We start from the raw sequence: 26,142 nt of genomic DNA on the forward strand, positions 1-26,142 counted from the left end.
ACTTAAGGCACCTGTGCCACTACCGGAGCCATCAAGATCGATGAGGGCATCAGTTCCAGGGCAGACCTCTTCTTCTTGGTCTTCTCCTGCGTCAGCGGTAACACCAGCAGATTCGGTAATGGTGACTACCATTGTATCGGTTGTACTGCTACATTGATCGGTTACCTGTAAGGTTACTGCATGGGTTCCTTCTCCAAAAGCAACATCCTGTGGATCTTGTGCGGTAGAATCATCAAACTGGCCATCATTGTCTAAATCCCAGGCATAACTTAAGGCACCTGTGCCACTACCGGAGCCAGTAAAATCTACGTCTTTGGTAGTTCCCGGACATACCTCATAGGATTGATCTGGTCCTGCATTAGCAGTAGGTGCTGGTAATTCGGTAATGGTGACTACCATTGTATCAGTCGAACTTCCGCAATCATCTGTAACAGTTAGTACAACATTATATACGCCACCAGCAAAAGGAATATTCTGTGGATTTTGGGTTGTGGAATCAATAGTTGATCCACCATTACCAAAGTTCCATGAATAACTGATAGTGCCTTTCCCTGAACCAGAACCAGTTAAATTTACGTTTTTAGTTCCACCTAAACATACCTCAAAAGATTGATCCGGTCCGGCATTAGCAGTAGGTGGAGGTACTCCCAAACAAGGGTTATCCGGTGGGTTAAATACACATATTACCTCCCCGCCAGTCCATCCTGGATTATCTCCAAGAACTTCCATTAATACTAAATTTCCTTGGTCAAGAACATTATCATCTGAAGTAACATCTCCGCATTTTTCTAATACTTCACACACTGCCTGGATAAATGGTTTAAATTTTGCAGAACCTTGGATATCTTCCAAGATAATATATTCACTGCTTATTCCTAAATTTACCAAAGCATCTACTATTAAACCAAGAGCGGTAGATTCACAATCAGTAATTCCCGCATCATAATCTTCACCCTCAATAACTTTTTTAACTAAATCTTTAACTAGTGCTTTTCCTCCATCATCCGGACATATAGCGGTAATTACGTAGTTTTCACCAACTGAAAGATTGCTAAAAGTGTATTCACCTTTTGCATTAGTAGTTGTTGAAGCAATTTCTTCTCCCTCGTAAGTAAGAATTACTGCAATATTTTTCTGAAGAAACCAATTTTTCGCACATTGAAGACACCAATCAGAAGGGGCAGTATCCTCACTTATTACAGTTGATGAAGTAGAACAGCACGGTGCTGCTATTATACCGGTAATAGTTGTGGTTCCAGGGGTATATCCAGGGCTTTCATCGGGAACAGTTCCCATGCATCCATTAAATAAGATTAACAATGCGGAAATTAAAAGTAACGGTAAAATGGTTTTAAAACTTAATTTCATTTAAATCGCCTCCTGCGAAAAAATTTTACTTTTAGGCGGTCTGGCGATTATGGCACTTTTATAAGTGCTTTAAACCCATGACTTTGCGTCCCATCCTTTCGGGTGGTTTGCCTTTTTCATTTACTTAAAAAATACTTTAACTCACGTATTTCCTCAATTTAAACGAAAAAAAGCCGGCAGTCGAGCAGTCTTAGTACTAATTAATTAACTTAGTACTTTAGACCCGGGACTTTGCGTCCTACCCTTTCGGATAGTTTACCTTTCTCAACTTTTTAAAAAATTTCTTATCCAGGTCACCTCCCTGTAATACATAATCATAAACCTTTTATTAATTAGGTAATTTATTATCTCTTCTTTTTTATTATATTATATTCCCCAAATTAGACAAGTTTAGACATTAGTCGGTCAATTTTTTTAATTTTTTCTAAAGTAGGTATATAGTTGTCCTAATTTCTTAGTTAAATTAAATACAATTACACTACACCGACTTTATATTAACACTATTAATTTGAAATTGTCAAGAAAATATATAAAAAAAATAGAAAATTAAAAGTTACTAATATGAAAATATTATTTGCCAATACTCTTAATTAGTAAGATTAATTTCAATACTGTTGGATTGATAGTAATTTTATTTCCTAATATATCTTGGTTGGTAATTCTCTTTCCATAATATAATTTATTTGCCTCACTATCCTCTTCAATCATTGAACCCTGAAAAGAAGCACCGATGTAAGCCCCCTTGCTTATAGAATAAGAATATATAGATGCTTTAAATTTATAATCTGTATCTGCTGAAAGAGACCTCCCTAATGGACCTGCAGCAATACTGGCCGTACCACCCAGAGTAATATTATCTTCCATAAATCCTTCCATTCCCCGTTCGTTGGAAATCACTAAAACCAGGGAAATTGATTGAATACCGATCTGGGGGCCAATACTTATGCTTTTAATCTTGACAAAAGCAGGACCATACCATATTCCTATCCTGCTGTCTTTTCTAAATATCATACCTTTTCCATACTGTCCACCGATTCCCCATCCCATTTTAATAATTGAAGGAAAAATAGCTATGCCTTTTGCTTCTTTCAAAAGAGCTCCAAAGGCTCCACTATCCTCTGATATTGACATTTCTTCCAATACTTCGATCGATTTGTTAATTATTTCTGATGCCGTTATCTCTTCAGAAGCCGTATAGCCTGTACAGGATAATACTAAAAATATCCAGAACATAAAAATAAAATAGATTAGGGTTCTATTTTCCACTTTTTATTTTCCCCTCATAGTTTATAGCCAGAATATCTTTGATAAAATTTTTCTTCTCTTTGTTTTTGGATTTTTTTATCTCGATTACTTCGCGATAAAGATTTAACATTCTTTCAGAAATTGTATCAATACTATATTTTTCAGATGTCTTTAATGCTCCCTCAGAGAGCTTTTCTCTTAATTCTGGCTCTCGGATTATTTTTTCCAAAGCATCAGCAAATTTAATAGTATCGTTATCGACCAATAGTCCATCTAATCCATTTGTTAATATATCTATTGCTCCTGGAGCTTTAACCGCTAAGACAGGGACTCCGGAAGCCAAGGCTTCTATGGTTACTATTCCAAAAGTTTCTGTCGTTGAAGTGATAGTAAATACATAAGCCATTTTATAATAGTGCTGAATTTCCTCATAACTTACTGTGCCGGCAAATATTACATCCTTTTCTAATTTCAAAGTTCGAGTAAGTTGTTTTAGTTCATCCATGTCTGGTCCACTGCCTACAATTAATAATTTTTCTTTGCCCATGCCCCTTTTCTTAATAATTGCTAATGCTTGTATAATCTTATCAATACTCTTTTCTGAAGCTACCCTGCCCACAAAGAGAATTATTTTATCTTCTTCTTTCAGGTGGTATTTTCTTTTAATTTCCCTTCTTTTCAGTTCATCATCTTCCCTGAAGGAAACTAAATGGATTGCGTTGGGAATAACCTCAATTCTGTTTTTAATTCCATAACCTTCTATTAATTCCTTCATTGAGGCAGAAGGCGTAGTAATACAATCAGTTTTATATGCTAAATTCGAAATTATCATCTTGATTGCTTCTTGAGTCAGTCTTTCTGGTATGGGGTAAATATAATAAGCATATTGTTCATATTGAGTGTGAATAGTCAAGATTTTGGGAATACCTAATTTTTTGCCATACATTATGGCTGCAGAGCTAAGTAAAAAGGGATGATGTATATGGACGATTTCAGGATTAAATTCGGTGATAACTTTTTTCACTTTAAAGGATAATGGTATGGGGAGAGGATAATTTACTTTGCTAATTAAATTCACCGACCTGTATCTAAATACATTCTTCTCTTGCTCAATATAGCCTTCCACCTTGGGAGCGAAGATATAAACCTCATGCCCTTTTCTTTCGTACGACTCTTTTAATGAAGATACGCTGGTGACAACTCCGTTAACCAGTGGCTTATAACAATTGGTAAAAAAAGCAATCCTCATTTTGTTTTCTCCCTAATTCAAAATTATACTATTCTTTTATAGGGGTGGCAAATTCATTTACCCCTCGTTTTTAGAAAAATAGGCTTATCTACTCTTCAAAAGACTATCAATTAGTCACTATAGGTTATTCCAGTTGTTTTTCTGCTTGTTTTAACCAATATTCTGCTTTTGTATTTTCCGGTTCTAAGCGCAAAACTTCTTTCCAATTATTCATCGCTTCCGTATAATTACCCCGTTCATAATAAATTCTTCCCAACCAATAATAAGCTAAAGAAAAATTAGGGTTGAACCGGACTGCCTGACGGTATTCATAAGTTGCTTCTTCAAATAATCCTTTCTCATAAAGGTTATATCCTGCTTCATAATGAGAATAGGCTTCTTTTCCGAATCTTATAGAATTTTCTACTTTAGCACAAAAATATTGAGCCTTAGGATAATTACGATCGATCTCCAATACTTTTTGCCAGGAAGAAAGAGAATCATTCAATTTACCAATTTCATAGAATACACGACCTAACCAGTAGTGTGCTTCGGTCATTTCTGGGTCAATCTCAATTGCGCTTTGCAAATATAGGATGCAACCGCCATAATCTTCCCTTTGATAATCCGCATATCCTAACCGATAATATGCAAAAGCTAATCTCATTTTAGCTTCCTGAGAAATTACTTCCTTTCTTTGAATAAGTTCAATATATCTCTCCCACTCTCTTGCTTCCCGGTAATACCAATTAGTATATTGATAAATTTGAGCAAGGCGATAATGAGCCTCTATAAATTTAGGATCAGCTTCAATAGCTTTCTCACCATAATCAATCGCTTCAGCCCACAACTCTTTATTAGGGTAATTAATTCCTTGATAGGTCTTAATTGCATCTTCCATCTTATTTATCGCCATTTTTAGGTAATCGGATGCCTCCTGTGAAAGAGTATCCCAGACAACTTCTCCCTGACCCGCTGCCAAACTAAGGCTTACGGTTATTAATAATCCATAAATAATTAACCCTACTATCAAATACTTTTTTAGATATCTTTCTCTCATTTTAGAACCCTCCTTTTAATCTTTATTCTGAATTCTAAGGATGTTTATATTATAACATAATTCTCTATTTTTTATAAATATCCTTCTATATTTCCGGAGCTGCATCTCATTCTTGAATCAAATCCCCTAAAGAGAATAAAAAACCGAGAATTAAATTAAAACAGGTTATACTACCTGTCATACTGAGAAAGAGCAGATTAAGAAATAAGGATAGCTCTATTATCAAGGAATAATTGGAAAGGAAAAATAATCATATCTGATTATTTAGGTAAAATAAATCAATGGAAATTATTGATAGAAATATAAGTATTAATTTTTTCTAATTATTTAAGAAAATAGATGGCAGGCTATATAATGATTATTTTCAAAACATTTTAGTGCCGGCTCTTCTTCCCTACATATAGTTTTTACATAAGAGCATCTGGTATGGAATCGGCATCCTGAAGGAGGATTTACCGGGCTGGGAACATCACCCATTAAAATTTGACCTTTTTTTCTAAATTTAGGATCGGGGATGGGTATGGCGGAAAGCAAAGCCTGGGTATAGGGGTGCTTAGGGTTATTAAATAATTCTCTTTTTGGGGCAGTTTCTACTATCTTACCTAAATACATGACTGCCACTCTATCACAGATGTGTTTTATTACACTTAAATCATGAGCTACAAATAAAATGGTCAATCCAAATTCTTTCTGTAAATCCTGTAATAAATTAATAATTTGAGCTTGAATGGAAACATCCAAATCAGAAACGCATTCATCAGCAACTATAAATTCCGGACCAGTTGCTAAAGCTCTGGCAATTCCTATTCTCTGCCTTTGGCCGCCGCTAAATTCATGAGGGTATCTGTTTACCTGGTCTGGAAGAAGACCAACCTTTTCCATAATCTCAATGACCCTCTCTTCTCGTTCTTTTTTAGAACCAATCTTATGTACTTCCATTGGTTCATTAATAGTTGCTCCTATAGTCATTCTGGGATCGAGGGAACCAAAGGGGTCCTGATAGATAATCATCATCTTCCTTCTAATCATGATCATCTCTTTTTTTCTTAAATGAGTTATTTCCTGACCATTAAAATAGATCTTGCCTTCTGTTGGGTCTAATATTCTCAGTATGGTTTTCCCACAGGTCGTTTTTCCGCATCCTGATTCTCCCACCAGGCCAAGAACTTCTTTCTTCCCCACATAAAAACTTACATCATCTACCGCCCTAACTGCCTTTTTCTTACCTAAAGGTGATTTACCTATCCAGAACCATTTTTTTAGATGTTTAACTTCTACCGATTTTTCCATTCTACTTATTTGCTCCTTATCTTCCCCTTGATTAAATGACATTTTACTAGATGAGAATTTTCTATCTCTATCAGTTCTGGCATCTCTTCAACACATCTTTTAAAACTGAAATCACATCTGGGGTGAAATGGACATCCGGTAGGCAAATCAAGGAGATTAGGAACTATGCCCGGAATAGCATTGAGATGTTCTACATCAATATTCATTCGGGGTATTGATTTGCTTAAGCCTTTGGTGTAAGGATGAAGCGGGTTGTTAAAAAGTGTATATATATCTGTATATTCTACAATATACCCGGCATACATTACTGCTACATTATCACACATTTCCGCAATGACTCCCAGATCATGTGTTATTAACATCACCGATGCTCCAAATTCGCCTTTTAATTCATTAATTAATCTTAAAATCTGAGCTTGAATGGTAACATCAAGGGCAGTAGTCGGTTCATCAGCAATAAGCAAAGTGGGATTACATGATAGAGCCATGGCAATCATCACTCTCTGTCTCATCCCCCCGGATAACTCATGAGGGTAATTATCTATTCTCTTCTCTACATCCGGTATTCCTACAATTTTTAATATCTCTATGGCTTTTTTTCTGGCCTCTTTTTTATTTAACCCCTGATGTAATTGAATGACTTCTCCAATTTCATATCCAATGGTAAATACCGGGTCCAATGAAGTCATGGGCTCTTGGAAGATCATCGATATTTTCTTCCCCCTTATTTTTCTAATTTCTTTATCCTCTAATTTCAAGAGGTCTCTGCCCTCAAAGTGTATTTCTCCACCTACAATCCTTCCCGGAGGATGAGGAATCAATCTCATAATCGACAAGGCAGTAACACTCTTGCCACTTCCGGATTCTCCTACAAGTCCTAAAGTTTCCCCTTGATTAATTTTAAAACTGACGCCATCTACAGCCTTTACTATTCCCTCATGGGTAAAAAAATGAGTTTTTAAATTTTTTATGTCCAGTAATGTTTTCATACCTTGTCTCTCTTTATCCTAATGGAACAGAGAACCATCCCCTGTTCCAGCATTAAGTTTTAAGCCGGGGGTCTAAAATATCTCTTAAGCCGTCTCCTAATAGGTTGAGACCTATAACCGAAAATAATATCGCTAGTCCGGGAAATGTTGCTGCCCACCATGCGCCACTTACAATATAGGAATAGCTTTTAGAGAGCATGGCACCCCATTCCGGAGTGGGAGGTTGAGCTCCTAACCCTAAAAAACCAAGCGCTGCACAGTCTAAAATGGCAGAGGCTAACATCAAGGTGCCGTATACAATGACCGGTGCCATACTATTGGGTAGAACATGGCGAAAAATAATTCTTGCATCGCTCGACCCGATTGCTTTTTGGACTTCAATATATTCCATCTCTTTAATGTAGAGTACCGAACTTCTGATAATCCTGGCCATCTGGGGGGTATAAACTATGCCTATTGCTATCATGGCTTTATCCAATCCCTGACCCAGAACGGTTACAATGACAATAGCCAGTAACAATGCTGGAAAGGCAAACATAATATCAACTATTCTCATAATAAGTGCATCCACCCAACCGCCATAATAACCAGACAAAGTTCCAAAAGTGATTCCTAAAATCATAGCAATACCCACTGCTACAAAACCAGCAGTTAAACTGACTCTTGCTCCATAAAGAATTCGACTTAAGATACATCTTCCCAGGGCATCAGCCCCCAAGGGCATACCTTCCACTGCATCTTCGCTCCAGAATCCCGGTTTTAAGGCCTTGAAAAGTTCCGGAGGAGAAGGAGTAGGGTTATTGGGAGCAATATAATTAGCTAATAAGGCACATAAAATCAGTATGACAACAATTGCTAAGCCAAAGACCGCTGATTTATTATATTTAAGCCTTCTTACTAATTCATGGGTTTTGGTCTCTCTTGTTCTTTTCATTTTTTTACCTATCCGTAATGAATTCTTGGGTCGATATAAACATAAACAATATCAGTTATCAGATTCACAATGACAAACATGGAAGCAAAAAATAATACACATCCCTGAACTACAGGATAATCTCTCATAGTTACTCCGTTTATCACATATCTGCCTATTCCCGGCCAGGAAAAGACTGTTTCTGTCAAGATAGCTCCGGCAAGTAGTAAACCAAAATTCAATCCAATTACGGTAATTACCGGAATCATAGCATTTCTTACCGCATGTTTATAGATGACCATTCTCTCTGATAATCCTTTTGCTCTTTCAGTTCTTATAAAATCCTGTCTTAATATTTCTAACATGCTCGATCTGGTTACCCGGGCAATGGTAGCCATTGGGATAGTAGATAGAGCAATGGAAGGTAAAATTAAATAACGAAGGGAACTTGTGAAAGCTGCGAAATTACCGGTAATGAGGCTATCCAGCAGATAAAAGCCGGTAATTCTTTGGAAAGAAATCATCATACTTATGCGCCCACTGATAGGAAACCATCTCAGCCAAACACCAAAAATCATCATTAACATAATTCCTAACCAGAAAACGGGCATTGATACGCCAAAAAGGGCAAGCCCCATAAAACCGTAATCAAAAATCGAATACTGCCTCGAAGCAGAGATAATTCCGGCAATACAACCTACAATGACAGCAAAAAACATGGATAACATTGTCAGTTCGATAGTATTAGGAAATCTTTCCAATATTTCTTTGGCTACGAATTCATTAGACACGATAGAACGTCCCAAATCTCCATGTAAAACCTGTTTTAGCCAGATCCAATATTGAATCGTTAGAGGCTTGTCTAATCCATATTTTTCTCTGATGGCATTAATCATCTGAGGAGACGCATGTTCTCCGGCTATCGTAACTGCCGGGTCACCAGGAGCTAAGCGAATTAAAGTAAAGGCGAGAATAGATACGCCTAATAATACCGGAATCAACATGAATAATCTTTTGGTAATATACCACTTCATATACTCATTCCTATCTTTTTTTCATTATGCTTATACTATTATACTTTTTAACTATTAAAATGCAATAAGATAAAAAAAGTGCCCTTGTAGGCACATTTTCATTTCATTTGGGGAAGGGGTAACTCAGTCACCCCTTCCCATTTAGGAAAATGCAAACTAAGAGAGTTTTGTCTATTCTATCCAAACCGGGTAGAAGAATTTTCTGGAAGTTGGATTAAGAACATAACCTTTTATATTTGTTCTAAAGACTACATTCTGAGTTGAATGAGCCAGATACACCCAACCGGCATCTTCATGAATCATTTCTTGAGCTTTCTTATAGTAGGCTGCCCTCTTCTCCGCATCATAGGTAGCTAAAGCTGCAGAAAGCAATTCCTGGTTAGTATTATTCGTATAGAAGGCATAATTTCCAGCTGCGCCAATAGAACAAGTATTGGCTCCGTATAATACGTTCATAAAATTATCCGGGTCTCCGTTATCACCAGTCCATCCCAATAAACACATCTGGTGATTCCCAGCTTCAGTCTCCTGGAGATAAGTTCCCCAATCAACCTGATAGAATTTTACAGTAATGCCCACTGCAGCCAAATAACTTTGAATTGCTTCACCAATCTTAGGAGGATCGAACATATAGGGTCGGGATACTGGCATGACATACAAAGTAACCTCAAAACCATCCGGGTAGCCGGCTTCGGCTAACAATTGTTTAGCTCTCGCAGGATCATAAGGATAATCTTCTATTGCATCGTTATAACCCAGCATAAAGGGAGGCATTCCATTGGTAGCTTTAATGGCTGTCCCCATGTAAATATTGTCCACTATCGATTGTTTATCAATAGCCATATTAATTGCCTGTCTTACTTTTTTATTGGTAAGAGGTTCAAAATATCCCGGAGTTTTAACTAAAGGCTCTGAATCAAGATCACGAACACCATTTTTATTTTCATCGATATATCCATATCCGGTATTCATAGCCATATAACCAATATTCATTCCCGGTGCGCTCATTAATACTAAATCTTTATTGGTTTTTATCCTCTCAAAGTCAGCTGGGTTGGGATATTCTATTCCTTGAACTTCTCCCACTTCCAAAGCCATAAGCCTGGCTGAAGGATCAGGAATAACTTTGAAGATTAATTTATCCAGCTTGGCTCTTTCCCGCCAATAATTTTCGTTTGCTTCCAGGGTAATATGGTCGTCCTTTACCCATTCGACAAATTTAAAAGGACCGGTTCCGCAGGGATTTTTAAAGGCATCTTCCTTATATTTTTCGGCATTGGTTGGGCTTACAATATTAACCGTGAACATAGCGAGACTGGTCATAATAGAGGCATTCGGTCTTTTTAAGATTAACTTTACAGTATAGTCATCTATCTTCTCCATCCTATCTACATCACCGAACATATACCCCCAATAAGCCCACTCACCATATTGATTATAAGGATGGGTAGTATCGTACTGGCGGGCAAAAGAAAAGACTACTGCATCAGCATTAAAGTCTGTACCATCATGGAATTTAACCCCTTCTCTTAAGTGGAAAACAATCTCTGTTCCATCTTCAGATGCTTCCCAGGAAGTAGCTAAACATGGTTTTATTAACACTGAACCTGCCTCATACTCCACCAATCCCTCAAAAATGTTATCCATTCTCTGGATAGATTCTCCATCGGTTACATCACCGGGATCTAATCTGGAAGCATCACCACTACTGCCAAATACCAGGGTACCTGATGCAGAAGTGGTTCCAACTACACAAACTACTAATCCTATTGCTAATAATAGAACCATAAACAATTTAATTTTCATATTTATTCTCCTTTATAATACTTTTTTAATTACAGCAATCAACTAATTTTTTAAATAATTTCCCTCCTTTCTTTCTTCTCCCTATCATATCATTGTTACAAATTTCAATTTTAATTGCAATTATATTAGTAACAAAAAAGTAAGGTATTAATTTAAATACGAAAGAGGATTAATGGGTTTACCGTTTAATCTTACTTCAAAATGTAGGTGAGACCCTGTCGCATTTCCCGTACTTCCCACCTTAGCAATGACAACACCTTTTTTGATGCTCTGACCTGTCTTCACAAAATTAATCGAGTTATGACCATATACAGTAGAATATCCTCCATCATGACTTAAAATAATTACATTTCCATATCCTCTCATATAACCTGCATAACTTACCCTACCATTCTCGGCAGCTACTATATTATTTCCGGTAGGACCACTAATATCAATACCTGCATGAAAATCCTTCCTTCCCTTTAAAACTCTCATTCCATAGGGAGACGTAATTCTTCCTCTTACCGGCCAGATAAAATTCCGCGTACTAAGCTTTACACCTGGTATATTAGGAATTCTTAATTGTTGTCCTACAGAAATTTTAGAAGCATCGTTAATACTATTGGCAGATATAATGGCTTCTAACTTTACGTTATATTCATGTGAAATACTCCAGAGACTTTCTCCTTTTTTCACATAATAAATTATTTCCTCTGCTTCAGTGTCCTGGGTATGTTCTTCTAATCTGGCGATATTCATATTAGTTATTGGTAGTTTTAATTTTTGACCTATAGATAGTTGTGATATTTCTTTTAAATTATTAGTAGAGATAATGGTATTCATATTGACATCATATCTCTGGGAAATGCTCCATAAGGTGTCCCCTTTTGCTATCGTATAAGTAATAACGGTTGGTTCCTGTTTCTGGTCGAAATCAGAGATTCCTCCTCCTACTCCGGGAATCTCTAATTTTTGGCCAAGTGATAAGAGATCTTTATCTTTGAGATTATTTACATCAGTAATCAATTCAACCGAAACTCCATATTTCCGGGCGATGTTCCAGAGACTGTCACCCGCTTTAACTTCATAAACAATCGATTCTGAATTTTCGGGTTGACTGATATTATTATTTGGGATAGTATTCTTTTCATCAATAACTTTATGTTCAACTATATCTGTTTCAGTAACAGCATCTTCATGAGAAGGTATTTTAATTATCTCTCCTATAGAAATAAATTCTGAATTGGCCAGATTATTGGTAGCAAGGATTGAATCCACCGAAAGTTTATATTTTCGGGCGATTGACCATAAATTATCTCCTTTTTTTGCGATATATGTAGTATAATCATCGACCGGGAGATTGTTTCGAGGAATCTTAATGATTTGACCGATGGATAAACTATCTTTATCCTCAATATTATTAATAGATAAGATCGGTTCCAAGGATGTTTTGTATTGTTGGGTAATGCTCCATAGAGTATCACCCTTAGTAATTTTATAGGCAATAAATTCATCATTATTATCAGCAAAAGAGTAAAAAGAAATAGAGAAGATAAAAAATAAAAGCAGAATGAAAAAAATAACGGAATTTTTCTGGTTAGAATTATGTTTTTGAGCTACATACATCCTCTGCCCTCCTGTGTTCAAGAAATTAATAAATAGAATGAAGAAAAAAATAAACCATTTCGCAAAACACCAGATTCTTCCAATTTCAAAATTTGGAATTTTATGGTTTCTTGCTCGTTTATACTTGAATAAGAGCATTTGTTTGCAGATATTTCGCTACTTATTTTGCAGCACAATACTCTTCCACTTGGTAAAACCGCCTTAATTTGTGCAATTTCTTACTATAATATTATTGTTTTTTGTTAAATTTGTCAATTTTTTCTCTATTTTGTTTTCTGTTATCAGTATAGTACACTGTATTACTCTATGTTTATATCAATTTCTGATTTTCTTCGGGCAAAATAAATATTACTATCAACTAAAATAATTGATAGATTGGCAAATTGACCAATTAATTTTTTCACCTTCCATTTTTCCCCTTTTCTTTATGCAATATATCTCCTATCTCCCGGGCAACGCGATAAGGTTTAGTTAAAATTCTGATGGGTATAGACTTTAGAAAATGAGATAGATCTTTTTTTACCTCTTCAGTTATTCGTTGAGGTTTAGTTAGCACCCTTTCTATAAAATCAGTAGTGTAAGTTTCTAATAATTTTTCTCGGTTAATTCTGATTTCATTTCCGCAAATAATACACTTAATATCTTCTAAATATTCACCTTTATAAGTAATGGTATGATTGGTTTCCTTGTTGCAGTGAAGGCAAAAGAGTTGAGCTTTTACTTGACGTGTCATTTTTTCTTAAGTTCGTTATATCGAACTTCTACCTCCTTTTTTGATTGAGTTAGAAACATTCCATTTACTTTCCATTGGAAATCTGCTCCAGTCTCCGGTATATCTGGTAAGATTTCATTACTTTTTTTATATGTTCTCTGGTCTCAGAGTAAGGAATATTTTCTACAAAACTATCCAGGTCAGACCTGTCATATTGCTCTAACCATTTACTGGTTGTACCCGGGCCAGCATTATATCCCGAAATAATCAAAATAGGATCATTTAAAAATCTTTCTTTTAAATAACCGATATACCAACAACCCAAATTTATATTCACTTCAGAAGAAAAGAGCATTTCGTCATTAAAATCTTTAAAATTTAACTTTTGAGCGATCCATTCTCCGGTAGAAAAGATTATCTGCATCAAACCTCGAGCTCCCGCTACAGATTCATTCCAAGTATTAAAACGACTTTCCTCTCTTATCATAGCTAAGGCGAGTAAGGGATCTATTTTATATTTTAAAGCATTTTCTCTAACCACATCTTCAAAATATGCCGGGTAAAGGTGTTCCCATAATTCAAGAGGTAATTCTTCTAAAGGGTAATTATCCTTAAGATAATTAAAGATTATCTCCGAATAACTTAAAGAATCATAATAATCCGTATTCTTCTGATAAAAATCACTTAATCTGAATAATAAAAAGATATTTCCAGGATTAAGATTTAATGCTCCGTTTAATTCAATTAATGCTTCTTGATAAAAACCAATATCCCCCAATAATTCTGCTTTAAGATAAAATAGCTGTCCTTTTTCATTTATTTTATCATACTTGCTTAAAAAATCTTCTAAACTGGTAAATCCCTTTTCTTGAGAATTAGAAACAAGGGGTAAAAGTAAAGGAGTGTTAGCTTCTTCTCTCTGTTCGAAAATCCTCTCTGCATAATAACTTAAGGGGTAATCATGAAGAAGTTTCTCATAAATAGAGTTTACCTCATCTTTTAATCCCATTTTTTGTAAGGTTTTTCCTCTCCAGTAAAGAGCATCATCTCCCAATCTACTCTTGGAAAATTTCTCCGACAATGCCCGATACGCTTCTAATGCTTCTGGTTCTTTATTGTTCTTGGTATAATACCGTCCTAAATCCCACCATGTAGTCATTGCCTGGTCACTACTAGGATAGTGTTCTATTAATTTTCTGCGTAAAGAAATTTCTTTCTCTGATTCTCCTAATTGGGAATAAGATTCTGCCATACGGAGATAAGATTCCCGGGCATAATAGGTTTCGGGATATTGTTCTATAATTTTTTCATATTTATTCATTGCTAAATAAAACTCACCTAAAGCACGTAGAGAATTACCCCCAAGATAATTTGCTTTAATAATAATTTCGCTGGGAGGAAATTTTGCGATAATCTCCTCACACTGATTAAAGGCTTCTTTATATTCCTTTTTATAATATAGAGACCTTGCCCTATTATAATAAACTTCTACAATATCGGAAGCCTGGGGAAAGGTTTCAATAATTTCGCTATATAAATCCCCTGCTAAACTATACCTCCGGTATTTAAATAAAATATCGGCGCATTTTACCATTATATGGTAAGGAACTTGTATATCTTTTAAATCTTCTTTAATTATATTAAAATATCTAATCAATAATTCTTCCGGTTCTGAATTTCTTTTAAGCCTATAACCTTCATCTAAAATCTCATATAAACAGTTTAAAGAATCAATATATTTTTTTTCTTGCCAGTATATCTCAGAAAGTTCAAGTAAAACTATTGCTTTAAGCTCTTTATCTGGTGAATCTTTTAAGATATTTTTATAATAAATTACTGCAGAAGTTACATCCTTTAATTCGTGGAAATTCTGGGCTATCTGGTAGTTAACTTCAGAAATATTTAAACTATGAGGGAACTTCTCTATTATCTCTTTATAAATAGCTATTGATTCGCGATTTTCACCCTTAAGGCTATGGGTTTCAGCCAAAAAGAAGAGAGAATAATCTGTCAAAATAGGATCATCTCTTGCTAAATTTTTGAAAACTTCTATCCCGCTATCCCAATCTTGAATCTTTCTATAACAATTCCCCAATATAAATTGGGATTTGATATAAAGGGGTAAATTCAGGGTGGAATATGTTATCTTTAACAATTCGGAAATTGCTCGTTGATAATCATTTTGTTGGTATAATTCCCATCCTATCTTAAAATTTTCCATATCTTCTTTCAATTGAATATTTGAAGTTTGTCCTTCCACCACTTTAGAAAGTTTTAATATCTTTAACTGTTGGATTTCAAATTCCGTTAACTCATTATTAGTCGCCAAAGCAATCTCTGCACCCAATAAGCTGATAGTTGAAATAATTATTAAAAAAAATATTATTGCAGTTTTCATTTTACCCACTCTTATCCATCATTTTATTAATTCTTGGTAATTCAGTACGATATGGTAAATCGTTTGATACAACTCGTTTTGCTGTTAAGACTCAAATTTAAAACCTTTCTCTTTAAAGAGTTTGATACAAGCATCTACCACTTCAGCATCAAAAAGAATATTCTTATTCATATCAATTTCATGCAAAGCTTCATCGATGCTAAGTGCGTGTCGATAAGATTTATAAGAAGACATGGCTTCAATCACATTCGCTACTCCTACTATCTTTGCCTCTATGCAAATTTCATCACCTTTTAATCCTCTCGGATAACCTGACCCATCTATTTTTTCCTGATGTTGGAAGACAATTTGAGCAACATCCCAAGGAAAGTCTACTTTTTTAAAAATATCATAACCAACCTTGGGATAATTTTTAATTAAATTAAATTCTACATCAATTAACTTGTGGGGTTTACTAATGATTTCGATGGGCACATTAAGCTTTCCAATATCATGAACCAATGAAGCAATTTTGACTCCCTCAATCTTACTTTTGGGAAGTTCCATCTCTTGGGCTATAGTAGTAGCAAGCTGTGAGACTCTCTGTTGATGACCAATGGAGTAGGGATCTCTTATTTCAACTACCTTATTAATGATATTAGCAGCAGTTTCTATCATTTTTTTTAATTTTTTATCAGCTTGCTCAAGTTTCCTATTCACCCGGTTATACTTTAATTTTATCTCTTCTAAGTTAGTTACTTTTTCGCGTATTTCTTGTAATTCTTTTATAAGTTGTGATTTTTCCTTATCCTCATCTTTCATTTTTTAAAATTACACTTCCTTCATTATTAATTGATAGATCTTGATGATCCTCCCTTATTATATGACTATTCCATATTACTGTAAAATCCTCTTTTTAAGAGGTAAATTATGAAAAATATTTTTAGTGCTACCAATTTTCATAGAGGTATTCCATTACTCTGTTTTCAAAAATTTTAGGATCATTTTTATCTTTATTAAAGATAAAGTTATTTTCCATAAGGCAAAAGATTAGCCATCTCTTGTTCTTAGTTTGTAATAACCCAGCCATTGCTGAAGCCGAGGATAAGGTGCCAGTTTTACCCCATATCTGAAAAGGTAAACGTTTTCTTAGAGTACCGCTTTCTTCGGTATTGGCAAAATAATCCAATATCCCAAAATCGTACTTTTGATAAAGGTAGGAAATTGCTTCTATTAAACTAGCAGGAGTCATAAGATTATATTCAGAGAGCCCACACCCGTCCACAAGAATATAATCTTTTCCCCATTTTAAACCCAGAACTATATCTATGGTTTCTTCTAAAGAGGTAATAGCCTGACTAATACTATACGCCTCTTCAGGATTATTCTTCTGACTCAATGTACGAAAAATATTTTCAGCACTCTGATTATCACTCTTTTTCATCATACGAGCTAGTATTTTATCCAGGGTATCAGAATAATAAACATACTTCACCTTCAGTCTCTCTTGGATTTCCCCAACCTGAACACTCTCATTTATCTTTACTCCCTTTTTTAATAACTCTTGATAAAAAATATCCCCCCAGTGAAGAGGCATTTTATTAAGATAAGAATTTTGTTTTTCCCTGACTTCATAACCCATTACAGTTAATGCTCCAATTAAGGGATTTTTATCATCCCACATCCACCCTCTTCCTAAAAAGTCTTCAGGTAAAAATTTTGAGTTATCCAATACAATACCCCCCGAGATATATCTGAGATTATATTTTTGCACCAAGGTATCTGCTATCTTTCTAATGACTTCCGGAGATTGAGTGGGATCTCCACTACCTACCACATACAGATTCCCGTTTATCTCTCCGGGAGTAGTACTGGAGAAACAGAAAGAAGTGGAATAAGTATAGTCTTTACCGAGTGTTTCCAGAGCCGCCAGCAAGGTAAATATTTTAGTAAGAGATGCGGGAGTGAAAAATTTATTTTCATTATAAGAAAATAATACTTCTTGGGTGGTTAAATCTTTTATTAAAACTCCCGAAAATCCCTGGAATTGGTTAATCTCCTCCCTTATGCTTGACTCTGCACCAGCACTACAAATTGATAGGGATGTTAATATTAAAAAGGCTACTACAAAAATAATATTTCTATTCTTTAACTTCAAACTCTTTTCCTTTTTACTTTTCTTAATATAAGTTTTTCTTATAAACCGCTTCTTTCTTTGGATCAAAAAATGACTATTTGAATATTTTTTAATAAATGATTATTTCCCTTTTTTTGATACCTTGAACATAGATTCAGGTTAACTATTTTTTACTGCCTCTTGATATAATTGGTTCAATGTGGATGGTAGTCTCAATGTTCTTTTCTCTCTTTATCTCCTTTTCTAATTTTTCTGAAATTCTGTGCGCTTCTTCTAATCTCATCTCTGCAGGTAATCGAATATGAAAAGTTAATTCTCTATTATCACCATATTTATGCAAATGAAGGTGATGTAATTTAACATCATTAGAAACGTTATTGGCAATAACTTTCCTGATCTCTATTTCAAAATCCTCCGATGGCTCTTCACCAATCAAGGTACTGATTGATTCTTTTAAAATGATATAAGTAGTATAGAAGATGACCAAAGATACTACGATGCCCATAATGCTATCCACCCACCAAAAATATTCCCCAATAAAAATCCCAGCCACTACCATAAGAGATACAAGAGCGTCACTTCTATGATGCCAACCATCTGCAACAAGTGATTGAGAATTTATTTTCTTTCCAGCACGTATAGAAAACTGTGCTAATCCTTCTTTTACAATAACAGAAATTACAAAAACTACTATAGCGAAAGTTCCGTAAGAAGCAGATTGATGATTGATAAACTTTTGAATAGAGGCGTTTAAAAAATTACAACCTACCACAGCCAATAAGGTACCAATGATAACCGAACTAATTATCTCCGCCTGGCCGTGACCGTAGGGGTGTTTTTTATCGGCAGGTTTAGATGAAACTTTAAATCCTATAATCACTACCAGTGAAGTAAGTGAATCAGACAAGGTATGCCAAGCGTCAGCAATGATGGCTATAGAATAAGTCGTAATTCCTACCCAGTATTTTAAACCAAAAAGGATGGTATTTACGATGATTGAAATACTTCCCTCTAAATACCCGATAAAGGCTTTATCTTTTTTTGATATTTGTTTTTTTTGATTAATTTTCATTTTTTATACCCACTCACTAATATATTCTTTTAAATGTTTAGTCTGATTCAATTGCATCAAACAATATCCTCTATTTTCTTTGTAAGAAAGAAGACTGTAAGAAGCCGTATCCAGATGAATCTTCCAAAAATATGGTGAGGTAATATTCAAGCAGGCAGCAATAAGTGGTTTCAGTATTGCTCGATGACTCACCACTACGAAAGTTTCATCCTTATGTTTAGAAGCTAACCTATCTAGGCAAATCTTTGTCCTTTTTTGTACTTCATAGAGGGTCTCCATATTCTGTACTTGAAGTTTTTCTGGATTCTTTTTCCAAAGCTCCCATTCCTTCGGGTATTCCTGGGCTATATCCTTTTTAAAACGTCCTTCCCAGCTCCCCAGTTCAATATTATTAAATCCTTCTTCTATCTTTACCTTGATTTCACATTGCTTACCTATTTCTTCGGCGGTTTGCCTTGCTCGGGAGAGAGGGCTGGTATAAATACATTTAAGAGGAAAGCTTTTCAATTCCTGTGCTAAATCCTTTGCTTGAACAAGTCCCCTATCATTTAAAGGAAAGTCTGTTCTCCCTCTAAATATTCCCTTAATATTTCCTTCGCATTCTCCGTGTCTTACAAGAATTATTTGTGTTCCGTTAAAAACTTTATACATTTTTACCTCCTATTCAGGACTAATAAAATGTAGAAAAAGGAAGTGAAATTTTTTCTTACACTTTTCCTCCCCACTCTTTAAAAAATTGCTTTAAATAAAGATTTAGAAAACGGTGTCTCCTTTTGGCTATTCTACGGCCATATTTGGTATACATCATTTCTTTAAGTTTCAGTAATTTTTCGTAGAAATGGTTAATGGATGGTGCCTCGCTAATTTTATACTGCTCCTTACTGATAGATTTAATTGGTTTAATGGTGGGGTCGTAGATTATCCGATTAAAAGATCCTCCATAGGTAAAAGCCCGGGCAATACCTATTGCCCCCATAGCATCTAAACGATCAGCATCAGTCACCGCCATTAATTCCTTAGAGATTGCCAAAGAAGGAAAATCCTTGTTATCACCTCTTTCTCCTGTGATCGGTAGAGTATGCATAAAAGATATCCGAGAGGTAATTTCTACAATCTTATTGATAATCGAGGGAGAAACTTTAAGAGAAGAAAGCCACTCCCCGACCTTCTTTGCCCCAGCTTCTTCGTCTCCTTTAAAGAACTTATAATCACCTATATCGTGTAGAAGAGCTGCCAATTCTACTAAAAATATATCTCCTCCTTCTTCTCGAGCAATTCGTTTAGCTAAATTCCTTACTCGATGAATATGCCACCAATCATGACCAGTTCCATCTTTACTTAAGGTTTTTTTTACAAATAATTCTGTTTTTTTAATTATCTCTTGTCTATCCATATTCCCTGATAGGGGAAAGTCGTCGTTTGAAGGGTTTTTGACCTATCTAAAGACTATTTATTTTTCCCATCCTATTTTATTTAACTACAATCAAGTTGTAGTCCTGTGTACCAATACCTATTTTTTCCGCATAATTCAACCCTATTTTCCAATCGGTATCAATGTGGATATGTCCGAACTTATCTTCTCCATAATGAAAATGCTTCTCTTCCAGAATACTACCTTTAATCATAGGAGCTCTATTTACTAAATCGACACAAGCTCTGTCCAGGGCTACAGGGTCAAAAGAGGCAGCCATCCCGATATCCGGGACGATAGCCATATCATTATAGCCCCAACAATCACAATAAGGGGAGACATTCATGATAAAACTGATATGAAAATGAGGTTTACCTTGTAAAACAGCATAGGTATATTCTACAATCTTTTCTTGAACCATACCGGTCGAATCATCGGAACCTGCAACAGCCCCCCTATATTGACACACCGCTACACACTGACCACAGCCGATACATTTCTGATAATCAATTTCCGCTTTTTTATTTTCATTAAAATGAATAGCTTCCTGGGAGCAGTTTTTAATACATTGGCCACAGCCGACACAATTTTTGAGAATGATCTTGGGTTTAGAATTAGAATGCATCTCCATCTTGCCAGCTCGTGAACCACTGCCCATCCCTAAATTCTTCAAAGTCCCTCCGAACCCGGTCATTTCATGACCCTTAAAATGAGTTAGAGAAATAATAATATCGGCATCAGCAATAGCTGAAGCAATCTTGGGAGCTTGAAAATGTTTTTGGTCAATAGAGATCTGACGATATTCAGTCCCTTTTAAACCATCGGCAATTATCACATCACATCCTACTCCAATCCGATTAAATCCATTTTCCATCGCCGTAATTAAATGGTCTATGGCATTAGCTCTTTTTCCGTAATAAAGAGTGTTAGCATCGGTTAAAAATGGTTTTCCCTCGAAATCTTTAATCAATTTTACTATACAAGCCACATAGTTAGGCCGAATATAGGATAGATTTCCCGGTTCTCCAAAATGAATTTTTAGAGCGGTAAACTTATCCCTAAAATCAATCTCTTTAATCCCAGCTTCTAAAACTAATTTTTTTAATTTATCTAATAAGTTCTTCCCCGATTTTGCCCTTAAATCTGTAAAATAAACTTTTGCTCTATCCATTATGTCTACTTTCCACTCCTCCCAATAATTTAAAAAAAGCTTTTTATCATTTTAAACAAATAAAACTATCAAAGCAAATTATTTATTCACCAAAAAATTAATCTTATTATAAATTATCTCACATAAAAGAACAAAAACCTTATTTTAAAGGTAAAATCAACTTCCCGATATCCAACATGCTCCTCCTTGTGAACTTTTTACACAATTATTAATAAATTTGACTCCTCTTGCACCATCTTCAAAAGTAGGGAAATCCAATTCTTTCTCACTCTGGTAAGGTTTTCCTGCTTTTTTAGCCAGTAAGGCATTGTAAAAATTTAAATAAATATTGGCAAAAGCTTCATATACGCCTTCAGGATGCCCTCCTGGAAGCCGAGAGACTCTCAAAGCTAAAGGATACAAACTATCTCTTCCCCGAGATAAAATCTGAAGCGGATGGTTATGAAACGCAACTTTTAAATAATCAGGTTTTTCTTGCTGCCATTCAACTGAACCCTTTTCTCCCAAAATACGAAACTTTAAACCATTATTATGTCCAATAGCTACCTGGGAACACCAATAGATTCCCCGAGCTCCATTGCGATATTTGATTAAAATTTCTGCATTGTCGTCAAGCGCCCTTCCCTTTACAAAAATGTCTAAATTAGCACAAAGGGAATCAATTTCTAAACCGGTTACATAAGAGATAATGTTTTCGATATGGCATCCGATATCTGCTACACAATTAGACTTCCCAGAGTATTTGGGATCTGTTCTCCATAATGCTTGCCTATTTTTTCCTTCTTTCTCAACTAATTTAGCTAACCATTCCTGGAGATATTCTCCCATAACCATCCGAATCTTTCCGATCTCACCTTTAGTGATAATCTCACGAGCATGTTTTACCATGGGATAACCGGAATAAGTATAAGTCACACAACCAAGCAGATTTTTTTTCTTAGCTAATTCCGCTAATTCCTCAGCTTCCTCAACTTTTAAAGTCAAGGGTTTATCACACACTACATTAATACCTTTTTCCATAAAAGCTTTGGCTATCTCAAAATGTGAACTATTCGGAGTCACAATGACAACAAAATCAATTTTATCCTCCCTTACTCCCTCCTTATCAGACATTTCCTTAAAATTTTTATAGAGTCGCCTGGGATCTAAATCAAGTTTTGCACCTGTAGACAAAGTATTATTATAGCTTCTGGAAAAACATGCGGAAACTAATTTTGCTTTGCGGTCAAAAGAGGCAGCTTTGCGATGAACTTCCCCAATTAGAGAGCCGCTTCCGCCCCCAACCATACCAAAATTTAACATTTCGTTCATTTAATTTACCTCTTTCCATCTTCTCTTCTCTTGTTTTTATTTTTTACGTCTTGCCCTTTTTAATAACTTGTCTTTTTAATTTCTTAATTTAATTTTTTTAAGAAGAATCCCTCTTTTTTATCTTCAATAAAATAACAAAAATTCCTACGACCAAAACAAATTGTCCTACCGGGGAATTGAAATCTATTATATTCCCCAAAGCAATATATTCGGGAGTGGGAATCAATATTAAATCTTCCACCATTTCTTCAGCGCTAAAATTTTTTCTCAGTTTTGTTAGAACAAAGGCTTCATCTATCAAGCCCTGTAAAATGGGATATTCCTTTAATTCATTTGGAGTAATCATTTTACTATATTCTTCCGCTGCTCCAGGAAAAGTTACTCTTTCCTCAGAAAAAACATAGATCAATACTTCAGTTCCCCATGATGGTGTGCTTAGTGTACTGATTTTTAAAGGATAGACCAGGTCATCGGAAAAGAACATTATACCTATGGGTTGAATAGCACCGGAATAGTTCTCAGAGTTATTTATTGTATCTTCGTGTTGAATTTTCATAGCCACAAAAAACCAATTTTTTTGTATATAATAATTCAATATCTCTTGGCCTTCTACTGGAAAAGCATAACCATTATCATTTAACCATTTCTCTAAACTATTTGGATCAGTGGCAGATAAGGTAGTGGTGGAATAAATTCCCACCTGATTTTCTTCCCAAACTTGTACTCCGTCTTCATCTTCTAAACCAGGAACCGGGATACCTCCTCCCCACCCACAACCAAAACTCGAAGGAGGGGGAGGTAGAGTTAACTGATGTAATTCATAAAATATATCATCTTCAACGGAGAATAATTTGGGATAAGCTGGCACCGGAATAACCCAAGCAAAATCCCCTGCATTTCCTTCATAATCTATCTGAAAAATGATCTTCTCCACCATATCATCAAAGACAATCATTGCTAACTGATTGGGTTCATATATATCTCTATATAACTGGGTAAAAAAACCACCATCAGCCAAAGAAATCGGAGCTAAATAGAAAGTTAACATGATAAAAATTAAAATCACAAAGAATATTTTTTTCAAAAATTTTCACCTCTTTTATAATTAAAATCTAACAGCTAATTATATTTAAGGCAAGACATTATCATTTATTAATCGGCCTTTATCAAATAAAGAGAATATTATCAATCTCTAAATCAAATGTATCTTGTACTCCGTTAACATCAACAGTGTAAGTACCGGCTGGTAATCCATAAACCTCTAAATGAATGATTTTTTCAAAGGGAGCGAGTACTTGTATGCAGGCTCCGGGAGGACGATAAGTTTTAATAGTGATAAAAAAAGTATCACCTTCTCTTTTCTGAAGGATTTCGGAAATTTCCGTGCAGGGATCGGGAAGGTATCCTCTAGCAATTACAAATATCTGAACAGGAAATGACTCTAAGGTTAACATATCTATCTCCTCAACCTTAGCAAGACCTGTAGTGGGAATAATAGAAGTACAGCAGCCGGTAACAAAAATAATAATCAGCATCATTAGTCCTAACCATAGAATCTTTTTATTCATTTTTTATCATCTCCTTTTCAATTATTGGATTCCTCTTAATTTTTTTAGTAAGAGTTCAACATATCCTGTTTAACTCTTCATTTTTCAAATTATTCTGAATAATTTTAGACTGTTATATATATTCTGCAAAATAATTTAAAATACTCTTTTTAAAAGTTAAATCCTCAAAAGATTTTAGTTTTTACTCTAAAGTATGGTTAAAGTTAAACTTGAAGTCTCATTAAACAAACAAATTCGTAAACTACAGGAAATTTTAAATTGTAAAAACCTCCCGGAAGACCCCTCCTTGTATTTTTATAGCATTTTTAACAAACGATCTTCCCATTGCATAGGGTACGGATAATCCTTAACCTATCGTCACCAGCTTGATAATGAAATAGGGTAAGGTTGGCAGGTGCTCTCGCTTCCATTTTACCATAGTTGTGAGGCATTTCTATAACTTTGACCGGGTTAACAGTACATAAAGGGATGGTGGTTGCTAGATTATTTCCCGTAAATCTGATAAAATGAGCAATATCCCAATCTAAAAGATGACCGGCTCCGGCAAGGATACCACTACCAGCAAGACCAAGGTGACCATCTGAGAATACTTCTATTCCCATATTCCCCCATTTATAAATACCTGGCTTTAGTCCTCCGGCAAAAGCGACATCACTCGTTAATATTAGCCTTTCTAAGCCCTTAGCTCGAGCAAACACCTTTACCGCCGAGGAAGGTAAATGAAATCCATCGCAGATAATACCCGCAAATAATTCATCAGCGGCTAATTGTTCCCAGATATAATTGTTTACTTTAGGAAGAATCGGATAACTGCCGTTCCCCAGGTGGGTGGAAAATTGGGCACCCGCCTTTACGGCCTCGTTAATTATTTCAGGAGTTGCCCCGGTATGACCGATAGCAATTTTAACACCTGTACGGATAACCTTATTAATAAAATCCATAGAACCTTCCCTCTCTGGGGCAATAGTCACCATCACAATTCGTCCTTCGGATGCTTCCTGCCACTTTATAAATTCTTCAAAATCGGGTTCTCGAATAAAGCTCGGGTCATGACATCCTCTTGGACCTTCTTCGGAGGAGATAAAAGGCCCTTCAATGTGTATTCCCGGAATAGCCTCCTTGATATCAGGAGATGTATCTATCGCTTTTGAAATGATTGTTAAATTTTTCAATATTCTCTCCTGGGGGGAGGAGATAATCGTGGGGATATGTTGGGTGGTTCCGGAAGCAGCAAGGTTAGAAATAATATTTCTTAGATGTTCTTCTGAGAAATCTTCTAAACTATAATCGCTCCCTTTATAACCATTTACCTGAATGTCAAAAAATCCCGGAGAGATATAAGGTAGATTTTGTTCATTCCCGGGTAATAAGCCAATATTTTCTATAAAGCCTCCCTTGATTTCAATTTCTATTGGCTTCTTATCAAAAACAGAAATACCCTTTATTTTCGTAATTTTTCCTTCCATAATTTTACTTTCCTATCGATTTCTTGGATAAAATCACCTTTAGCATTGGTATAGCTTTCCACATCGTAAATATATTTATTTGCTAATTTTTCTTTTAATTTTGAATATTCCTGTCCTTTATCCGGATGAGAAATTAAATATTCTTTAAAACTGATATGTCTTTCAATTTCTTTATCCCCTTCTTGAAATACATGAATATGATGAGTCCTTTTGTTTTTTCCCTTTTTAAAGAATCTTCTTTTTGGTATCCCGTACTCACCCATCGCTTTATACCCTAATTCTTCCATTTTATGATTATACCGATCAACTGCTTTAATATCTTTTACTTCAACAAGTATATCAATTATAGGTTTTGATTTAATTCCAGGTATAGCAG

23 protein-coding genes and 2 riboswitches are annotated in these 26,142 nt (G+C 35.2%); all 23 genes read right to left on the bottom strand.

The annotated features are described in order from the left end of the window. Positions 1-1,368: PKD domain-containing protein (locus ENO17_03540; protein HER24108.1), on the bottom strand; the 1,368-nt coding region annotated here is incomplete at its 3' end. Positions 1,369-1,399: 31 nt separating this feature from the next. Then, positions 1,400-1,490, bottom strand: a riboswitch (cyclic di-GMP riboswitch). Positions 1,491-1,540: 50 nt separating this feature from the next. Further along, positions 1,541-1,638: riboswitch (cyclic di-GMP riboswitch) on the bottom strand. A gap of 300 nt (positions 1,639-1,938) precedes the next feature. Next, the gene (locus ENO17_03545; GenBank protein ID HER24109.1) at positions 1,939-2,601 is read right to left on the bottom strand and encodes a hypothetical protein; all 663 of its coding nucleotides are present in this window, start codon (positions 2,599-2,601) and stop codon (positions 1,939-1,941) included. Between the two features lie 22 nt (positions 2,602-2,623). Beyond that, on the bottom strand, positions 2,624-3,862 hold the full coding sequence (locus ENO17_03550; GenBank protein ID HER24110.1) for a glycosyltransferase family 4 protein: 1,239 nt from the start codon (positions 3,860-3,862) through the stop codon (positions 2,624-2,626). Positions 3,863-3,986: 124 nt separating this feature from the next. Continuing rightward, entirely contained in the window at positions 3,987-4,901 is a 915-nt protein-coding gene (locus ENO17_03555; GenBank protein ID HER24111.1) for a tetratricopeptide repeat protein, read from the bottom strand. A 327-nt stretch (positions 4,902-5,228) separates the two neighbouring features. After that, positions 5,229-6,191, bottom strand: coding sequence for an ABC transporter ATP-binding protein (locus tag ENO17_03560; GenBank protein HER24112.1), 963 nt, complete (start codon positions 6,189-6,191; stop codon positions 5,229-5,231). Positions 6,192-6,196: 5 nt separating this feature from the next. Beyond that, a complete protein-coding gene (locus ENO17_03565) occupies positions 6,197-7,180 on the bottom strand; it encodes an ABC transporter ATP-binding protein (protein HER24113.1) in 984 nt (327 codons plus the stop codon). A 52-nt stretch (positions 7,181-7,232) separates the two neighbouring features. After that, the gene (locus tag ENO17_03570; GenBank protein ID HER24114.1) at positions 7,233-8,114 is read right to left on the bottom strand and encodes an ABC transporter permease; all 882 of its coding nucleotides are present in this window, start codon (positions 8,112-8,114) and stop codon (positions 7,233-7,235) included. A gap of 8 nt (positions 8,115-8,122) precedes the next feature. Continuing rightward, positions 8,123-9,127, bottom strand: a complete 1,005-nt coding sequence (locus ENO17_03575) for an ABC transporter permease (protein HER24115.1) — start codon at positions 9,125-9,127, stop codon at positions 8,123-8,125. A 171-nt stretch (positions 9,128-9,298) separates the two neighbouring features. Beyond that, positions 9,299-10,933 carry an ABC transporter substrate-binding protein gene (locus ENO17_03580; protein ID HER24116.1) on the bottom strand — a complete coding sequence of 545 codons (1,635 nt, stop codon included), beginning with the start codon at positions 10,931-10,933 and terminating at the stop codon, positions 9,299-9,301. Between the two features lie 147 nt (positions 10,934-11,080). Beyond that, positions 11,081-12,679 (bottom strand): LysM peptidoglycan-binding domain-containing protein, encoded by a 1,599-nt coding sequence (locus ENO17_03585; GenBank protein ID HER24117.1) that lies wholly within the window; start codon positions 12,677-12,679, stop codon positions 11,081-11,083. A 262-nt stretch (positions 12,680-12,941) separates the two neighbouring features. After that, positions 12,942-13,274 carry a bh protein gene (locus ENO17_03590; protein HER24118.1) on the bottom strand — a complete coding sequence of 111 codons (333 nt, stop codon included), beginning with the start codon at positions 13,272-13,274 and terminating at the stop codon, positions 12,942-12,944. 64 nt (positions 13,275-13,338) lie between these two features. Next, the gene (locus tag ENO17_03595; protein HER24119.1) at positions 13,339-15,651 is read right to left on the bottom strand and encodes a tetratricopeptide repeat protein; all 2,313 of its coding nucleotides are present in this window, start codon (positions 15,649-15,651) and stop codon (positions 13,339-13,341) included. Between the two features lie 84 nt (positions 15,652-15,735). Beyond that, positions 15,736-16,452 carry an HD domain-containing protein gene (locus ENO17_03600; protein ID HER24120.1) on the bottom strand — a complete coding sequence of 239 codons (717 nt, stop codon included), beginning with the start codon at positions 16,450-16,452 and terminating at the stop codon, positions 15,736-15,738. A 127-nt stretch (positions 16,453-16,579) separates the two neighbouring features. After that, positions 16,580-17,788 carry a hypothetical protein gene (locus tag ENO17_03605; GenBank protein ID HER24121.1) on the bottom strand — a complete coding sequence of 403 codons (1,209 nt, stop codon included), beginning with the start codon at positions 17,786-17,788 and terminating at the stop codon, positions 16,580-16,582. Between the two features lie 142 nt (positions 17,789-17,930). After that, the gene (locus ENO17_03610) at positions 17,931-18,839 is read right to left on the bottom strand and encodes a cation transporter (GenBank protein HER24122.1); all 909 of its coding nucleotides are present in this window, start codon (positions 18,837-18,839) and stop codon (positions 17,931-17,933) included. 3 nt (positions 18,840-18,842) lie between these two features. Beyond that, the gene (locus ENO17_03615; GenBank protein HER24123.1) at positions 18,843-19,490 is read right to left on the bottom strand and encodes a histidine phosphatase family protein; all 648 of its coding nucleotides are present in this window, start codon (positions 19,488-19,490) and stop codon (positions 18,843-18,845) included. 55 nt (positions 19,491-19,545) lie between these two features. Next, on the bottom strand, positions 19,546-20,232 hold the full coding sequence (locus ENO17_03620) for an HD domain-containing protein (GenBank protein ID HER24124.1): 687 nt from the start codon (positions 20,230-20,232) through the stop codon (positions 19,546-19,548). 76 nt (positions 20,233-20,308) lie between these two features. Then, positions 20,309-21,421, bottom strand: coding sequence for a DUF362 domain-containing protein (locus tag ENO17_03625; protein HER24125.1), 1,113 nt, complete (start codon positions 21,419-21,421; stop codon positions 20,309-20,311). 156 nt (positions 21,422-21,577) lie between these two features. Continuing rightward, entirely contained in the window at positions 21,578-22,732 is a 1,155-nt protein-coding gene (locus tag ENO17_03630) for a Gfo/Idh/MocA family oxidoreductase (protein ID HER24126.1), read from the bottom strand. Between the two features lie 97 nt (positions 22,733-22,829). Next, positions 22,830-23,816, bottom strand: a complete 987-nt coding sequence (locus ENO17_03635) for a DUF2330 domain-containing protein (GenBank protein ID HER24127.1) — start codon at positions 23,814-23,816, stop codon at positions 22,830-22,832. Positions 23,817-23,898: 82 nt separating this feature from the next. Then, on the bottom strand, positions 23,899-24,300 hold the full coding sequence (locus ENO17_03640; GenBank protein HER24128.1) for a hypothetical protein: 402 nt from the start codon (positions 24,298-24,300) through the stop codon (positions 23,899-23,901). A gap of 305 nt (positions 24,301-24,605) precedes the next feature. After that, on the bottom strand, positions 24,606-25,766 hold the full coding sequence (locus ENO17_03645) for an N-acetylglucosamine-6-phosphate deacetylase (GenBank protein HER24129.1): 1,161 nt from the start codon (positions 25,764-25,766) through the stop codon (positions 24,606-24,608). Continuing rightward, the coding region (locus ENO17_03650; GenBank protein ID HER24130.1) for a GrpB family protein at positions 25,742-26,142 on the bottom strand (401 nt) is incomplete at its 5' end. The genes ENO17_03645 and ENO17_03650, both read right to left, overlap by 25 nt.

It is taken from the genome of Candidatus Atribacteria bacterium (genome assembly GCA_011056645.1).
Lineage (GTDB): Bacteria > Atribacterota > Phoenicimicrobiia > Phoenicimicrobiales > Phoenicimicrobiaceae > Sediminicultor > Sediminicultor quartus.

What these genes read in the sequence shown, in the direction of transcription:
- ENO17_03545 (HER24109.1), bottom strand. Translation starts at nt 2,601, where the DNA reads ATGTTCTGGATATTTTTAGTATTATCCTGTACAGGCTATACGGCTTCT.
- ENO17_03550 (HER24110.1), bottom strand. Translation starts at nt 3,862, where the DNA reads ATGAGGATTGCTTTTTTTACCAATTGTTATAAGCCACTGGTTAACGGA.
- ENO17_03555 (HER24111.1), bottom strand. Translation starts at nt 4,901, where the DNA reads ATGAGAGAAAGATATCTAAAAAAGTATTTGATAGTAGGGTTAATTATT.
- ENO17_03560 (HER24112.1), bottom strand. Translation starts at nt 6,191, where the DNA reads ATGGAAAAATCGGTAGAAGTTAAACATCTAAAAAAATGGTTCTGGATA.
- ENO17_03565 (HER24113.1), bottom strand. Translation starts at nt 7,180, where the DNA reads ATGAAAACATTACTGGACATAAAAAATTTAAAAACTCATTTTTTTACC.
- ENO17_03570 (HER24114.1), bottom strand. Translation starts at nt 8,114, where the DNA reads ATGAAAAGAACAAGAGAGACCAAAACCCATGAATTAGTAAGAAGGCTT.
- ENO17_03575 (HER24115.1), bottom strand. Translation starts at nt 9,127, where the DNA reads ATGAAGTGGTATATTACCAAAAGATTATTCATGTTGATTCCGGTATTA.
- ENO17_03580 (HER24116.1), bottom strand. Translation starts at nt 10,933, where the DNA reads ATGAAAATTAAATTGTTTATGGTTCTATTATTAGCAATAGGATTAGTA.
- ENO17_03585 (HER24117.1), bottom strand. Translation starts at nt 12,679, where the DNA reads ATGCTCTTATTCAAGTATAAACGAGCAAGAAACCATAAAATTCCAAAT.
- ENO17_03590 (HER24118.1), bottom strand. Translation starts at nt 13,274, where the DNA reads ATGACACGTCAAGTAAAAGCTCAACTCTTTTGCCTTCACTGCAACAAG.
- ENO17_03595 (HER24119.1), bottom strand. Translation starts at nt 15,651, where the DNA reads ATGAAAACTGCAATAATATTTTTTTTAATAATTATTTCAACTATCAGC.
- ENO17_03600 (HER24120.1), bottom strand. Translation starts at nt 16,452, where the DNA reads ATGAAAGATGAGGATAAGGAAAAATCACAACTTATAAAAGAATTACAA.
- ENO17_03610 (HER24122.1), bottom strand. Translation starts at nt 18,839, where the DNA reads ATGAAAATTAATCAAAAAAAACAAATATCAAAAAAAGATAAAGCCTTT.
- ENO17_03615 (HER24123.1), bottom strand. Translation starts at nt 19,490, where the DNA reads ATGTATAAAGTTTTTAACGGAACACAAATAATTCTTGTAAGACACGGA.
- ENO17_03620 (HER24124.1), bottom strand. Translation starts at nt 20,232, where the DNA reads ATGGATAGACAAGAGATAATTAAAAAAACAGAATTATTTGTAAAAAAA.
- ENO17_03625 (HER24125.1), bottom strand. Translation starts at nt 21,421, where the DNA reads ATGGATAGAGCAAAAGTTTATTTTACAGATTTAAGGGCAAAATCGGGG.
- ENO17_03630 (HER24126.1), bottom strand. Translation starts at nt 22,732, where the DNA reads ATGAACGAAATGTTAAATTTTGGTATGGTTGGGGGCGGAAGCGGCTCT.
- ENO17_03640 (HER24128.1), bottom strand. Translation starts at nt 24,300, where the DNA reads ATGAATAAAAAGATTCTATGGTTAGGACTAATGATGCTGATTATTATT.
- ENO17_03645 (HER24129.1), bottom strand. Translation starts at nt 25,766, where the DNA reads ATGGAAGGAAAAATTACGAAAATAAAGGGTATTTCTGTTTTTGATAAG.